14 protein-coding genes are annotated in these 12,735 nt (G+C 66.5%); 8 read left to right on the top strand and 6 right to left on the bottom strand.

Translation table 11 applies throughout. The features are described 5' to 3' along the window. Positions 1 to 50 precede the first annotated feature (50 nt). A complete protein-coding gene (gene trpE / locus G7Y82_RS03365; protein WP_168146617.1) occupies positions 51 to 1,487 on the bottom strand; it encodes an anthranilate synthase component I in 1,437 nt (478 codons plus the stop codon). A 300-nt stretch (positions 1,488 to 1,787) separates the two neighbouring features. On the opposite strand from trpE, the gene G7Y82_RS03360 reads away from it, so the two are divergent. Then, positions 1,788 to 2,963 (top strand): MFS transporter, encoded by a 1,176-nt coding sequence (locus tag G7Y82_RS03360; protein WP_168146616.1) that lies wholly within the window; start codon positions 1,788 to 1,790, stop codon positions 2,961 to 2,963. Between the two features lie 10 nt (positions 2,964 to 2,973). On the opposite strand, the gene G7Y82_RS03355 is transcribed toward G7Y82_RS03360, so the two are convergent. Both G7Y82_RS03355 and rpe read right to left on the bottom strand, forming a co-directional pair. After that, complete coding sequence (locus G7Y82_RS03355; protein ID WP_168146615.1) at positions 2,974 to 3,447, bottom strand: hypothetical protein; 474 nt, start codon at positions 3,445 to 3,447, stop codon at positions 2,974 to 2,976. 151 nt (positions 3,448 to 3,598) lie between these two features. Further along, complete coding sequence (gene rpe / locus G7Y82_RS03350) at positions 3,599 to 4,288, bottom strand: ribulose-phosphate 3-epimerase (RefSeq protein WP_168146614.1); 690 nt, start codon at positions 4,286 to 4,288, stop codon at positions 3,599 to 3,601. Positions 4,289 to 4,435: 147 nt separating this feature from the next. Between rpe and G7Y82_RS03345 the strand changes: the two genes are divergently transcribed. The 5 genes from G7Y82_RS03345 to G7Y82_RS03325 all read left to right on the top strand — a co-directional run bounded on the left by G7Y82_RS03345 (position 4,436) and on the right by G7Y82_RS03325 (position 7,394). Beyond that, positions 4,436 to 5,332, top strand: coding sequence for a phosphoribosylaminoimidazolesuccinocarboxamide synthase (locus G7Y82_RS03345; protein ID WP_168146613.1), 897 nt, complete (start codon positions 4,436 to 4,438; stop codon positions 5,330 to 5,332). 106 nt (positions 5,333 to 5,438) lie between these two features. Beyond that, on the top strand, positions 5,439 to 6,038 hold the full coding sequence (locus tag G7Y82_RS03340; protein WP_168146612.1) for a MarC family protein: 600 nt from the start codon (positions 5,439 to 5,441) through the stop codon (positions 6,036 to 6,038). Further along, on the top strand, positions 6,035 to 6,535 hold the full coding sequence (locus G7Y82_RS03335) for a GNAT family N-acetyltransferase (RefSeq protein WP_168146611.1): 501 nt from the start codon (positions 6,035 to 6,037) through the stop codon (positions 6,533 to 6,535). Before G7Y82_RS03340 ends, G7Y82_RS03335 begins: the two co-directional genes overlap by 4 nt. A gap of 89 nt (positions 6,536 to 6,624) precedes the next feature. Beyond that, positions 6,625 to 7,008: an MAPEG family protein gene (locus tag G7Y82_RS03330; protein WP_168146610.1), complete on the top strand. Its 384-nt coding sequence runs from the start codon at positions 6,625 to 6,627 to the stop codon at positions 7,006 to 7,008. Positions 7,009 to 7,022: 14 nt separating this feature from the next. Continuing rightward, positions 7,023 to 7,394, top strand: coding sequence for a DUF6489 family protein (locus tag G7Y82_RS03325; RefSeq protein ID WP_168146609.1), 372 nt, complete (start codon positions 7,023 to 7,025; stop codon positions 7,392 to 7,394). A 19-nt stretch (positions 7,395 to 7,413) separates the two neighbouring features. Here the strand turns inward: G7Y82_RS03325 and G7Y82_RS03320 are convergent, their stop codons facing one another. Together G7Y82_RS03320 and G7Y82_RS03315 are read right to left on the bottom strand one after the other, a co-directional pair. Then, positions 7,414 to 7,680, bottom strand: coding sequence for a hypothetical protein (locus tag G7Y82_RS03320; RefSeq protein ID WP_168146608.1), 267 nt, complete (start codon positions 7,678 to 7,680; stop codon positions 7,414 to 7,416). A 100-nt stretch (positions 7,681 to 7,780) separates the two neighbouring features. Then, on the bottom strand, positions 7,781 to 8,248 hold the full coding sequence (locus G7Y82_RS03315) for a phasin family protein (protein ID WP_168146607.1): 468 nt from the start codon (positions 8,246 to 8,248) through the stop codon (positions 7,781 to 7,783). A gap of 189 nt (positions 8,249 to 8,437) precedes the next feature. On the opposite strand from G7Y82_RS03315, the gene G7Y82_RS03310 reads away from it, so the two are divergent. Together G7Y82_RS03310 and G7Y82_RS03305 are read left to right on the top strand one after the other, a co-directional pair. After that, positions 8,438 to 9,745, top strand: a complete 1,308-nt coding sequence (locus tag G7Y82_RS03310; protein ID WP_168146606.1) for a YihY/virulence factor BrkB family protein — start codon at positions 8,438 to 8,440, stop codon at positions 9,743 to 9,745. Between the two features lie 72 nt (positions 9,746 to 9,817). Then, positions 9,818 to 11,497 (top strand): AMP-binding protein, encoded by a 1,680-nt coding sequence (locus G7Y82_RS03305; RefSeq protein WP_206370295.1) that lies wholly within the window; start codon positions 9,818 to 9,820, stop codon positions 11,495 to 11,497. Between the two features lie 375 nt (positions 11,498 to 11,872). On the opposite strand, the gene G7Y82_RS03300 is transcribed toward G7Y82_RS03305, so the two are convergent. Continuing rightward, on the bottom strand, positions 11,873 to 12,649 hold the full coding sequence (locus G7Y82_RS03300; protein ID WP_168146604.1) for a ferredoxin--NADP reductase: 777 nt from the start codon (positions 12,647 to 12,649) through the stop codon (positions 11,873 to 11,875). Positions 12,650 to 12,735 lie beyond the last annotated feature (86 nt).

Raw genomic sequence — 12,735 nt, 5'->3', positions numbered from 1 at the left:
CTCTTGCCGATCGTTGACCGGCCAAACCCGGTGGCGGCCGACGGCGTGCCCTAGCCCGCGCTCGACACCGACGCCGCGGCACGCAGCATGGCCGCCGCCTTGTTCATCGTCTCGTCCCACTCGGCCTGCGGGTCGGAATCGGCGACCACACCGCCGCCGGCCTGCACATGCACCTGCCCGTCCTTGATGACGGCGGTGCGGATCGCGATCGCGGTGTCCATGTTGCCGTCCCAGCCCAGATAGCCGACCGCGCCGCCGTAGATGCCGCGCTTGACCGGCTCGACCTCGTCGATGATCTCCATCGCCCGCACCTTCGGCGCACCCGACAGGGTGCCGGCCGGGAAGGTCGCGGCCAGCGCATCGAGCGCGTCCATGCCGTCCTTGAGCCGGCCGGTGACGTTGGAGACGATGTGCATGACGTGGCTGTAGCGCTCGATCACCATCTGCTCGGTGACGCGCACGCTGCCGATCTCCGAGACCCGGCCGACGTCGTTGCGGCCGAGGTCGATCAGCATCAGGTGCTCGGCGATCTCTTTCGGGTCGGCCAGCAGTTCGGTCGCCAGCGCCGCGTCTTCCTCGGCGCTGGCGCCGCGCTTGCGCGTGCCGGCGATCGGTCGCACGGTGACCAGGCCGTTCTCGACGCGCGCCAGCACTTCCGGCGAGGCGCCGACGACGTGATGGTCGCCAAGATCCATGCAGTACAGATACGGCGATGGATTGAGGCGGCGGATCGCGCGGTACAGCTCGACCGGATCGGCCTCGAACGGCGCCGACAGACGCTGCGACGGCACCACCTGCATGCAATCGCCGGCGGCGATGTAGTCCTGCACGTGGCGAATCATCTTGCGATACGGATCGAGGCCGAAGCTCGATTCGAACGGCAGCTCCGGCACACCGGCAGCCGTCGGTGGCCGCTGCGGCAGCGACCGCGCGAGCAAGGCTTCGATCTCGTCGAGCCGCGCGCGGGCGCGGGCGATGTCGGCCTCGTCGTCGAGCGCCGCGTGGGTGACGATGGTCAGCGTCGCACGCAGGTTGTCGAAGACGACGATTTCCTCGGCGCGCATCAGCAGGATGTCCGGCACGCCGAGCGGGTCGTCCTTGACCGTACCGGCCAGACGCGGCTCGAAGTAGCGCACGCAGTCATAGCCGAAATAGCCGACCAGGCCGCCGGAGAAACGCGGCAGGCTCGGCTCCGGCCGCACCCGATGGCGCGCGGCGTAGTCGCGGATCCACGGCATCGGATCGTCGAGCGTCGCACTTTCGACGATCTCGCCGTCGCGGGTCACCGTCAGCGTCTGGCCACGCACGCGCAGCACCTCGCGCGACGGCAGACCAATGAACGAATAGCGGCCCCATTGCTCGCCGCCGACCATGGATTCGAGCAGGAACGAATAGGACTTGTGGGCGAGCTTGAGATAGGCGCCGACCGGCGTATCGAGGTCGCCGGGCAGCTCGCGCGTCAGCGCGATGCGGTTGTAGTGCGTCATGGCTTGCAGTCGGATGAAACGGGAATGGAAGGGGACGGGCGGCGCGTGGCCGCGGCGCGGATCAGCGCCATCGCCACCAGCCGCGCGGATACGCGGTCCATTGCAGGGACTGAAGCATGTTTCGACGGGTCTCGATTCAGGTCAGACGGTTCGGATCGCCGTCCGCATGACGGACCATCCGGCGCCGCACTATACGCGAACTGCGCCGACGTCGCCCCCGCATGACGGCCATGTGAAATTTGCCGTCATGGCGACGTTTCGGCGCGGCGCTCTGTTAGAGTGCGCGCGCCTCGAGTCCGCATGCTTTCCGATCCCGCCACCCGTCGCAGCATCATCCCGCTGCTGTTCAACTTCACCGGCTATTTGATCGTCGGTGTACAGCTGGCGGTGCTGCCCAGTTTCGTCCACCTGACGCTCGGTTACGGCACGTTTGTCGTCGGCCTGGTGATCGGCACGCAATATCTGGCGACGATGCTGAGCCGCGGACACGCCGGCGCCATCACCGACCGCATCGGCCCGCAGCCGGGCGCCGTCGCCGGCCTCGCCGGCAGTGTCCTGAGCTGCGCGCTGATGACGGCGGCGGCGCTGTCGACCGCGCTGCCGTGGCTGTCGCTCGGGCTGCTGTTGCTGGGCCGCATCGTGCTCGGCATCAGCGAAAGCTTCTGGGCCACCGGCAGCATCATGTGGGCGACGCGCCTTGCCGGCCCGCAGCACATGGCGCGGGCGATCTCCTGGAACGGCATTTCCAGCTACGGGGCGATGGGCATCGGTGCGCCGCTCGGTGTGGTGCTGACCGGCGCCCTGAGCCTGCAGGCAGTCGGCATCCTCGGCATGGGGCTGACGCTGCTCGTCACCTGGGCGGCGCGACGCGGTCCGCCGGTCGAGACCCGCGCCGGGCGACGCATGCCGCTCGGCCACGTGCTGACGCGGGTCTTGCCGTACGGCCTGTGCCTGGCAATGGGCGGTGCAGCATTCGGCGCGGTCGGCAGCTTCATCGTCCTGCACTTTCTGAGCCGCCACTGGGACGGTGCGGCGCTGGCGCTGAGCGCGTTCACGGTCGGGATGATCGCCGTGCGTCTGGTGTTCAACAACAGCATCAATCACCACGGCGGCTACCGCGTCGCCTTCGTCTGCTTCACGACCGAGATTGCCGGCCTGGCGCTGATCGGTCTGGCGACGACGCCGCTGATGGCGACCGTCGGTTCGGCTCTGGCCGGGCTCGGCTTCTCACTGGTCTTTCCGGCGCTGGCGGTCGAGGTCATGCGCACCATCCCGGACGAAAACCGCGGTGCGGCACTCGGCGTCTACTCGGTGTTCATCGACCTGGCAATGTGCGTGACCGGCCCGCTCGGCGGCCTGCTGGTGTTCGGCCGCGATTACCGCGACGTCTACTTCGCCGCGGCGTTGCTGTCGGCCATCGCGCTGCTGGTCACCTGGCGATTGTTCCGCCGCGCGCAGCGCGCGGCGTCGCCCTGAGTCCGGCCGGCTATGGCGCCGGCGCCGGCGTCTGCTGATAGAACATCAACGTCACCCGGCTCGGCTGCCGGCCATCGTCGGATGCCGTCGCGGAAACGTTGACGCATTGGCCGCTCGCTGCGTCGCAGGCGACATAGCCGATCAGGCCCTGCGCCTTCATGCGCTTGTCGATGTGCCAGCCATGGTTGTGGAACCAGGTTTCGTAGAACGCTTCGGCGTCGCCGACGCTGCAGGCAACGCTGACGATGGGCGCGATGCCGTCGGTTTGCAGATCGTGGCTCAGCGGCGGCAGCGGAAAGTCGCGCGGCACCCGTCGCGACAGCCGCGGCGGCCCCTCCGGCGTCGCCCCGCCATCCGCATTCCAGCCTTCGTCCTGCGCCATCTGTGCGATCGTGCGCGAAGGTGGCGCGGCATGAGCGGTCCCGACGACAAGCGCCAGTGTCGTTGCCCACAACATCGCCCTCGCCCGGCGTGCACGTTTCATCAGCCGCCCGCTCCTCCGTCGTCGACGGTCGTTCACTGCCACCACGGTAGGCAGGACCGCACAAACGGCGCCTGAACACGCCGGCGCGCGCGCCCGCGCCGCTGTGGACACCTCAGCGCCAACAATGGGGAACGCGCCGTGCCCGGCCGGCTCAGGCGGCGGCGATCGCCGCCTTCATCGCCGAGATGGTCGCCGCATAGTCCTTGGCGCCGAAGATCGCACTGCCGGCGACGAAGGTGTCGGCACCTGCGGCGGCGATCGCGGCGATGTTGTCGGTCTTCACGCCGCCGTCGATCTCCAAACGGATCTCGCGGCCCGGATGCTCGGCGACATAGGCATCGATCAACGCGCGCGCCTCGGCCAGCTTGGTCAGCGCGGCGGGGATGAAGCTCTGGCCGCCGAAGCCCGGGTTGACCGACATCAGCAGCACCATGTCGACCTTGTCCATCACGTACTTGAGCACGTCCAGCGGCGTCGCCGGATTGAACACCAGGCCGGCCTTGCAGCCGGCGGCCTTGATCGCCTGCAGGCTGCGGTCGACGTGGCGCGTCGCTTCCGGATGGAAGGTGATGTAGGTGGCGCCGGCCTTGGCGAACATCGCCGCCAGCTCGTCGACCGGCTCGACCATCAGATGCACGTCGATCGGCGCCGTGACGCCGTACTTGCGCAGCGCCTCGCAGATCGTCGGACCGAAGGTCAGGTTCGGCACGTAGTGATTGTCCATGACGTCGAAGTGGACGATGTCGGCGCCGGCCGCCAGCACGTTTTCGACCTCCTCGCCGAGACGGGCGAGATCGGCGGAGAGAATGCTGGGAGCGATCAGCGGGGCAAGCTTGGCCATCGGGGCAACCGGGGAGAGGACGGATGAGGCGGCGATTATCCCATGCCGACCGCCGTCGGGGCGCGGCCGACGGGCTGTGCGCGGCTTTACCCCCCGGTCGCGCTTCTCCACAATGCGCGCCTGCCCGTTTCCTGGCCCCGTACGCCCATGTCCGCACCCGTCTCCGCGCTCTACGAATCGACGCTGACCAGCGTGCCGCGTCTCCATCGCGGCAAGGTGCGCGACATCTACGCGCTCGGCGACGCGCACATGCTGATCGTCACCAGCGACCGCCTGTCGGCGTTCGACGTGATCCTGCCGCAGCCGATACCCGGCAAGGGCGCGGTGCTGACCGCGGTGTCGAACTTCTGGATGGCGCGTTTCGCCGACCTGCTGCCCAACCATCTGGCGCCGGACGTCAACCTCGCCGACTACCTGACGCCGGCCGAGATCGCCCAGGTCGAGGGCCGCAGCAACGTCGTGCGCAAGCTCAAGGCACTGCCGATCGAAGCGGTCGCGCGCGGCTACATCATCGGCAGCGGCTGGAAGGACTATCAGAAGACCGGCGCGGTCTGCGGCATCGCCCTGCCGGCCGGCCTGCAGCTTGCCGACAAGCTGCCGGAGCCGATCTTCACGCCGGCCGACAAGGCACCGGTCGGCCAACACGACGAGAACATCAGCTACGCCGACGTCGAGGCGCGGATCGGCGCCGAACTGGCCGCCCAGGTCCGCGACATCACCCTGCGCATCTATCGCGAGGCCTCCGAGTTCGCGCTGACGCGCGGCATCATCATCGCCGACACCAAGTTTGAATTCGGCGTCGACGAGCACGGCGCGCTGCATCTGATCGACGAGGCGCTGACGCCGGATTCGTCGCGCTTCTGGCCGGCCGATACCTATCGCCCCGGCATCAGCCCGCCGAGCTTCGACAAGCAGTTCGTGCGCGACTACCTGGAAACGCTGGACTGGGACAAGAAGGCGCCGGGGCCGACGCTGCCGGACGAGATCATCGCCAAGTCCGCCGCCAAGTACCGCGAGGCGCAGCGCCTGCTGACCGGCGCCTGAGCCGCCGCACGGCTGCCCTGCCTCACTGAGGCCCTTCCCCCGCGCGGCCGTCGCGTCGGGACGTTATCTTTGTTGCCTTGCCCGGCGCGTTCATCGCGAGATCACCATGTCGTTCATTTCCGCCGCCGTTCTGCTGTTCCTGGTCATGGACCCGCTCGGCAACGTGCCGCTGTTCCTGTCCGCCCTCAAGCATGTGCCGGCCGAACGTCAGCGCCAGGTCATCCTGCGCGAGATGCTGTTCGCGCTGGCGATCCTCATCGTCTTCCTGCTCGCCGGCGGTCATCTGCTGCGCCTGCTGGGCCTGTCGCAACCGGCACTGACCGTCGCCGGCGGCGTGATCCTGATGCTGATTGCACTGCGCATGATCTTCCCGTCGCGCGAGCACTCGCTCGAAGAAGATTCGGCGATGAGCGAACCGTTCCTGGTGCCGCTGGCGATCCCCTACGTCGCCGGCCCGTCGGCGCTGGCGACCGTGCTGCTGATGATGAGCCGCGAGCCCTCGCGCTGGCTGACCTGGATCGGCGCGGTGCTGCTGGCCTGGGGCGCCTGCCTGCCGATCATGCTGGCCAGCACCGCACTGCGTCGCGTGCTCGGTACGCGCGGCCTGACCGCCGTCGAACGCTTGATGGGGCTGCTGCTGGTGACGATCGCCGTCGAAATGATGATGGGCGGCGTGCTGCAGTTCTGGAACGCGCACAAACCGTGATCGTCCGCGCCGCCACCGAGGCCGACCTGCCGGCAATCTTCGAGATCTACGACGAGCAGGTGCTGCACGGCACCTCGACCTTCGACACCGTGCCGAAGAACGAAGCCCAGCGCCTCGAATGGTTTCACGCCAATCCCGGCGGCCGCTATCCGATCGTCGTCGCCGAGGAGGGCAGCGGCATCGCCGGCTGGGCGCGCCTTTATCAGTGGTCGCCACGGCCGGCTTACGACCGTACCGCCGAGAACGCCGTCTATGTGCGCATCGACGCGCGCGGCCGCGGCGTCGGCCGTCAGCTGCTGGCCGAATTGCTGCGCCTTGCACCCGAACACGACGTGCTGACGATCATCGCTCGCATCGTCGACGGCAACCCCGCCAGCCTGGCACTGCACGAAGCCGCCGGCTTCACGCGCATCGGCCTGATGCGCCGCGCCGGCGAGAAGCACGGCTTGGTGCTCGACGTGTGGATGCTGCAACGCGTCCTTGACGGTGACGATTGACGTAAGCCCACCGCGAAGCTGACGCCAGCGCCAAGGCGCGCCGGCAGGCTGCTGTTATGCTCGGCCTCATCGACAAGAGGGGAACCGGCATGACAACGGCCTTGTGGTGTGTTCTGGTGGCGGCGCTGCTGCCATTCGTGTTCACGATCACCGCGAAGAGCAGCAAGCGCTACAAGAACACGACACCGCGCGAATACCTCGAACAGTCCAGCGGCTGGCGCAAGCGTGCGCATTGGGTTCAGGTCAACAGCTTCGAGGCCTTCCCGCCGTTCGCGGCGGCGGTGGTCATCGCCCATGTCGTGGCCGGCCCCAGCGCCACGGCCAATCTGCTTGCGGTGCTGTTCATCGTACTGCGCGTGGTCTACGGCATCTGCTACATCGCCAATCAGGCGACGCTGCGTTCGCTGGTCTGGTTCGGCTCGATGGCCTGCGTCATCGGTCTGTTCGTCGTCGCCTCGCACGGCACCGCGTAACACGAGGACTCATCATGCAGATCAAGATCGAGATCGACGTTCGCCCCGAGGAACTGCGCCGCTTCCTCGGCCTGCCCGACGTCTCCGGGCTGCAGGAGGACATCGTCGCGTTCCTGCGCGACAAGCTCGGCGCCGCCGGCGAATTCGACGCCTCGCAGTTCGTCAAGAACAACTTCGACACGCTGCGTCGCACGCCGGCGTGGAAGCGCTTCGCCTCGCGCCTGCGCGCCGGCGAGTCTGCGGAAGAAGCCGCGGCCGGTGCCGCCGCCGAGACCGCTGCGGCCAGGAGCAAGGCCAGGCCAAAAAGCACCCGTGCGCCGCGCAAGCGCAGCCCGCGCAAGACTGCGGCGAAGCCGGCCGCGGCGCCGAGCAGCGACGCGGATTGAAACCCGTTACCGCTCGACTTCAGCGGTGCGGACGCAGATCGCTGAACAATCCGGACCAGAGTTCGCGACGCAACGCGTGATCGGCTGCCCGACGCCGCTGCGCGCGGCGCGTCAGCGCGCGCTGCTCGCGCCAGAGGCGGCGCATGCTGTGCGCGCCGGCCGCCACCCGTACCCGCTCGCCGACCGACCGCGCATGCCCCCGCGCGCTGTCGAGTTCGTGCAGCACGATCAACAACACGCCGCCGATCGCACGGTCGACATCGAGTCCTCGCCGCGGTGGCGTCATGGTCACGTTCCGGTCCCGGTAAAAACACGAAAAGGGGCCGAGTTCTCCTCGGCCCCTTTTCGTGCAAGCGTACGCAGCACGAAGGCTGCGCCGCCGGTTCTTACGCCTCGACGACCTTCTTGGCGGCCTTCTTGGCCTTGGTCGCGGTCTTCTTCACGGTCTTCTTCGCCTTGGCGACGACCGGAACTTCGCCCTGCAGCTTGGCGCTGATCGTCTCGACGCCGCTCTTGAGGGTCTTGGCCAGCTCATCGCCGGTCTTGGTCACGACCTTGACCGAATCGGTGTAGGCGGTGACGACGGTGCCCTTGCCTTCCGGGATGTAGGCAACCGGGTTGGCGGCCACGGCCTTGAAACCGTCGGTCTTGGCCTTGGTCACGCTGGCCTGCACGAGCGTCGCCAGTTCCTTGCCGGCGCCGACGTTGGTCTGCACCAGTTCCTGCACGCCATCGACGACGATGGTGTTGGCCGTCATCAGCGTGTCGACGCCCGCTTCCAGCGCCGCCTGACCACGCGTCTTGACCAGATCCGCACGGGACTTCACATCGCTCACAATCGTTTCAACGCTCATTTGCTGCACTCCACGTTTTTCAAGAAAGAAAAAAACACCCGACCCCTTTGTGCTGCAGTGCAGCAATGTTGCAGTACAGCATAATCAGTCGCGACCCGATGTCAATGCCCGGACTGCCGCGAGCCGACGAATGGCATATCCACCCTTGCGGCGCATGACCGGTCACGACCGCACTTGTATGCTCGCCCCATGAAACGCTATCTGCTGCGCCTGCGCGAACAGCTCTGGGCACACGAATCGACCGGCCGGCGACACCGCGGCATCCGCCTCGGACGCTATGCCTTCGTCATGCTCCGCGACCTGCTCGAAGGCCAGCTGACGATGCGCGCGATGAGCCTGGTCTATACGACCTTGCTGTCGATCGTGCCGCTGCTGGCCCTGGCGTTCTCGGTGCTCAAGGCATTGGGCGCACACAACGCGATCGAGCCGTTTCTCGCCGAGTTCCTCGCGCCGCTGGGGCCGCAGGCGGCGGAGCTGACACAGAAGATCGTCAGCTTCATCGAGAAGATGCAGGTCGGCGTGCTCGGCTCGCTGGGCGTGGCGCTGCTGTTCTGGTCGGCGCTGTCGTTGATCCAGAAGGTGGAAAGCGCGTTCAACTTCGTCTGGCGCATCGAGCGGCCACGGCCACTGTCGCAACGCCTCGGCGACTACTTCGCAGTGCTGACGGTCGGGCCGGTGCTGATGTTCTCGGCGGTCGGCATCACCGCCAGCGTGCTCAACTCGTCGGTGATCGCCGACCTCAAGGAATATGAGCCGTTCGGCTATCTGATCTACCTCGTCGGCCGCCTGGTGCCGTACGTGTTGATCATTTTCGTCTTCACCTTTCTCTACAACTACGTACCGAACACCCGTGTGCGCATCAAGGCGGCGCTGGTCGGCGGCATCTTCGCCGGCATCGCCTGGCAGACCGGCAGCCTCTTGTTCGCATCGTTCGTCGCCGGCGCCACCAACTACAACGCCGTCTATTCGAGCTTCGCGATCCTGATCTTCCTGCTGATCTGGATCTATGTCGGCTGGATGATTCTGCTGCTCGGCTGCCAACTGGCGTTCTACGTCCAGCATCCCGAGCAACTGCGTCAGCACCGCACGCCGAAACTGCCGAGCGGCCGTCAGTCCGAATACGTGACGCTGATGGTGATGGCGCTGACCGGGCACCGCTACGCCAGCGGCGAGCCGGCCTACACGCAGGACGAACTCGGTCACGCCATCGGCGCCGAGACCGAACACGTGCGCCGCGCCGTCGACCATCTGATCTTCAACGGCCTGCTGGTCGAGGCCGGCAAGGCCCGCACCCAGTTGCTGCCGGCCGTCGACCTCAGCGCCATCACCGTCGCACGGCTGTGGACGATCGCCCGCACCGGCAGCGGCCTACCCACTGCCCGCAATCCACTGGCGCGCGCCACACGCCAGCTGATCGACCAGGCGGAGGCCGATTTCGCCGAGCGACATGGGTCGCTCACACTGCGCGAATGGCTGCAACGCCAAGGCGAGGCCTGAACGGCGCTTCCTATAATCCGGCGCTTGGCCGCCCAGATGGCCGCCAACGCTATAACGCACAAGGAGAAGATCATGGCCAACGCAGACCTGTCGCCGGTGCCCGCCTGGTTCGGCGAATACCCGAAAGGCGTTCCGCATACCGTCGACATGCAGGCCTACGCCTCGCTGGTCGATGTGCTCGAGCAGAGCTGCAAACGCTACCGCGGCGTCGCCTTCGAGTGCATGGGCGCAACGCTGGACTACGCCGAGCTCGACCGCCAGACACAGGACTTCGCCTCGTATCTGCAGAACGTCGCCGGCCTACAGCGCGGCGATCGCGTGGCCTTGATGATGCCGAACCTGCTGCAGTACCCGGTCGCGCTGTTCGGCGTCCTGCGCGCCGGCATGGTGGTCGTCAACGTCAATCCGCTGTACACCGCCCGCGAGCTTGAACACCAGCTGCGCGACAGCGGCGCCAAGGCCATCGTCATCGTCGAGAACTTCTGCACGACCCTGCAGCAGGTCGTGGCGAAGACGCCGATCCGGCACGTCATCACCACGCAGATCGGCGACATGGAAGGCTTTCCCAAGCGCCTGCTCGTCAACTTCGCCGTCAAACGCATCAAGAAGATGGTGCCGGCCTGGAGCATTCCGGGCACCGTTGCGTTGCGCAGTGCGCTCGCGCAGGGGCGCAGCCAGCCTTACGCGCGCGTCAAGCTGACGCACGACGACATCGCCTTCCTGCAGTACACCGGCGGCACCACCGGCGTATCGAAGGGTGCCGTCCTGACGCACGGCAACTCGGTCGCCAACCTGCAGCAGATCAGCGCCTGGATGGGCCCGTTCATCGAGGACGGCAAGGACGTGGTCATCACCGCGCTGCCGCTGTACCACATCTTCGCGCTGACAGTGAACGCGCTGCTGTTCTTCAAGCACGGCTGCCGCAATGTGCTGGTCACCAATCCGCGCGACATGAAGGCGTTCTGCGAAACGCTGCGCAACAGCGGCTTCACCGTGCTGACCGGCGTCAACACCCTGTTCAATGGCCTGCTCAATGCGCCCGGCTTCGCCGATCTCGATTTCTCGAAGCTGAAGATCGCGGTGGGCGGCGGCACCGCCGTGCAGCAGGCGGTCGCCGACCAATGGCTGAAGATCACCGGCGTCGCGCTCAGCGAAGGCTACGGTCTGACCGAATGCTCACCGGTGGTCAGCTTCGCGCCGCTCGACAAGCCGGGCTGGAACGGCACCATCGGCGTACCGCTGCCGTCGACCGATGTCGCCCTGCTCGACGACGACGGCAAACCGGCGGCGCCGGGGCAGCCTGGCGAGCTGTGCGTGAAGGGTCCACAGGTCATGCAGGGCTACTGGCAGCGTCCCGAGGAAAGCGACAAGGTTTTCACCGCCGATGGCTGGCTGAAGACCGGCGACGTCGCGGTGTTCGAGGACAAGGGCTACATCCGCCTCGTCGACCGCAAGAAGGACATGATCCTGGTGTCCGGCTTCAACGTCTTCCCGAACGAGATCGAAGGCGTCGTCGCCCAGCATCCGGGCGTGCTCGAAGTCGCCTGCATCGGCGTGCCCGACGACAAGTCCGGCGAGGTCGTGAAGATCTTCGTCGTCAAGAAAGACCCGAACCTGACCGAAGCCGATCTGCGCAAGTACTGCCAGGAACAGCTGACCGGCTACAAACTGCCGCGCTACATCACCTTCCTCGACGAGCTGCCGAAGAGCAACGTCGGCAAGGTGCTGCGCAAGGAACTACGCGGCAAATAAGCCCGGGAATACCACGAAAAAAGCCCCGGCCATGCCGGGGCTTTTTGTGTCGGCGCCATACCGAGACGCTCATCGGATAAAGCTGCAACGCCGCGAGGCCCCGAAATAGGGCACACGGGCGTCGCGAGCGAAGGCAGGTCGTGTGCCGCCACCGCACAGCAAGCGCAGCGTTCAAGCTGTAGGAGCAACTGTGTCGTCGCGGCGGCTGCAGATCCGGACCTTGCGCGTGCCTCGATACACCGCGCTACGCGCGGCACTCGGCATGAACGGTTCGGGGAATTCGCAAAACACCTGGGAAGCGTTGTAGGAGCGGCGCAAGCCGCGACCGCTGCAGGCGGTGGGGTCGGTTGGAGATGGTCGCGGCTTGCGCCGCTCCTACTTCTCGACGAACGCACGCTCGATGACGTAGTCACCCGGCGTGCCGATATGCGGCGAAATCTCGAAGCCGCGCTTGTCGAGCACGTTGCACAGATCGGTCAGCAGCGACGGGCTGCCGCAGATCATCACACGGTCGTCGGTCGGGTTCATGTCCGCCAGGCCGATGTCGCGGCACAGCTTGCCGTTCTCGATCAGATCGGTGATGCGACCCTGATAGCGGAACGTTTCGCGCGTGACCGACGGGTAGTAGACCAGCTTGTCGCGGACCAGCTCGCCGAGGAATTCGTCGTTCGGCAGGTCCTCGGTGATGTAGTCGTGATAGGCCAGGTCGTTGACGTTGCGCACGCCGTGGAACAGCACGACCTTCTCGAAGCGCTCGTAAACGTCCGGATCGCGGATCAGGCTCATGAACGGCGCCAGGCCCGTGCCGGTGCCGATCAGGAACAGATTCTTGCCGGGCTTGAGATCGTCGAGCACCAGCGTACCGGTCGGCTTGCGGCTGACGATCAGCTCGTCGCCGACCTTCAGGTGCTGCAGGCGCGACGTCAGCGGGCCGTTGTCGACCTTGATGCTGAAGAACTCGAGGTTCTCATCGTAATTCGGGCTGGCGATGCTGTACGCGCGCATCAGCGGCTTGCCGTTGACCTGCAGGCCGATCATCACGAACTGGCCATTACGGAAGCGCAGCGCGGTATCGCGGGTGCAGGTGAAACTGAACAGCGTATCGTTCCAGTGACGAACCGACAGCACGGTCTCGGTGGCGAGAGCAACCATTTGACAACTATCCTGAGCGAATGAACCGTTGGGGGCGGCGAAGTGTAAGAAAAAAGCCCCGGTCCCGCACTCATGCGGACGGATGA

The sequence above is a fragment of the Solimonas marina genome (genome assembly GCF_012241385.1).
GTDB classification, from domain to species: domain Bacteria; phylum Pseudomonadota; class Gammaproteobacteria; order Nevskiales; family Nevskiaceae; genus Solimonas; species Solimonas marina.
This window is presented reverse-complemented; position numbering and strand designations above follow the sequence as displayed.

Bases quoted from the DNA above. Each gene is read 5' to 3' on its own strand.
- G7Y82_RS03325 (WP_168146609.1), top strand. From the start codon at position 7,023: ATGCAGATCAAGATCGAGATCGACGTTCGCCCCGAGGAACTGCGCCGC.
- G7Y82_RS03305 (WP_206370295.1), top strand. From the start codon at position 9,818: ATGGCCAACGCAGACCTGTCGCCGGTGCCCGCCTGGTTCGGCGAATAC.
- G7Y82_RS03330 (WP_168146610.1), top strand. From the start codon at position 6,625: ATGACAACGGCCTTGTGGTGTGTTCTGGTGGCGGCGCTGCTGCCATTC.
- G7Y82_RS03355 (WP_168146615.1), bottom strand. From the start codon at position 3,447: ATGAAACGTGCACGCCGGGCGAGGGCGATGTTGTGGGCAACGACACTG.
- G7Y82_RS03320 (WP_168146608.1), bottom strand. From the start codon at position 7,680: ATGACGCCACCGCGGCGAGGACTCGATGTCGACCGTGCGATCGGCGGC.
- G7Y82_RS03340 (WP_168146612.1), top strand. From the start codon at position 5,439: ATGTCGTTCATTTCCGCCGCCGTTCTGCTGTTCCTGGTCATGGACCCG.
- rpe (WP_168146614.1), bottom strand. From the start codon at position 4,288: ATGGCCAAGCTTGCCCCGCTGATCGCTCCCAGCATTCTCTCCGCCGAT.
- G7Y82_RS03345 (WP_168146613.1), top strand. From the start codon at position 4,436: ATGTCCGCACCCGTCTCCGCGCTCTACGAATCGACGCTGACCAGCGTG.
- trpE (WP_168146617.1), bottom strand. From the start codon at position 1,487: ATGACGCACTACAACCGCATCGCGCTGACGCGCGAGCTGCCCGGCGAC.
- G7Y82_RS03310 (WP_168146606.1), top strand. From the start codon at position 8,438: ATGAAACGCTATCTGCTGCGCCTGCGCGAACAGCTCTGGGCACACGAA.
- G7Y82_RS03360 (WP_168146616.1), top strand. From the start codon at position 1,788: ATGCTTTCCGATCCCGCCACCCGTCGCAGCATCATCCCGCTGCTGTTC.
- G7Y82_RS03315 (WP_168146607.1), bottom strand. From the start codon at position 8,248: ATGAGCGTTGAAACGATTGTGAGCGATGTGAAGTCCCGTGCGGATCTG.
- G7Y82_RS03300 (WP_168146604.1), bottom strand. From the start codon at position 12,649: ATGGTTGCTCTCGCCACCGAGACCGTGCTGTCGGTTCGTCACTGGAAC.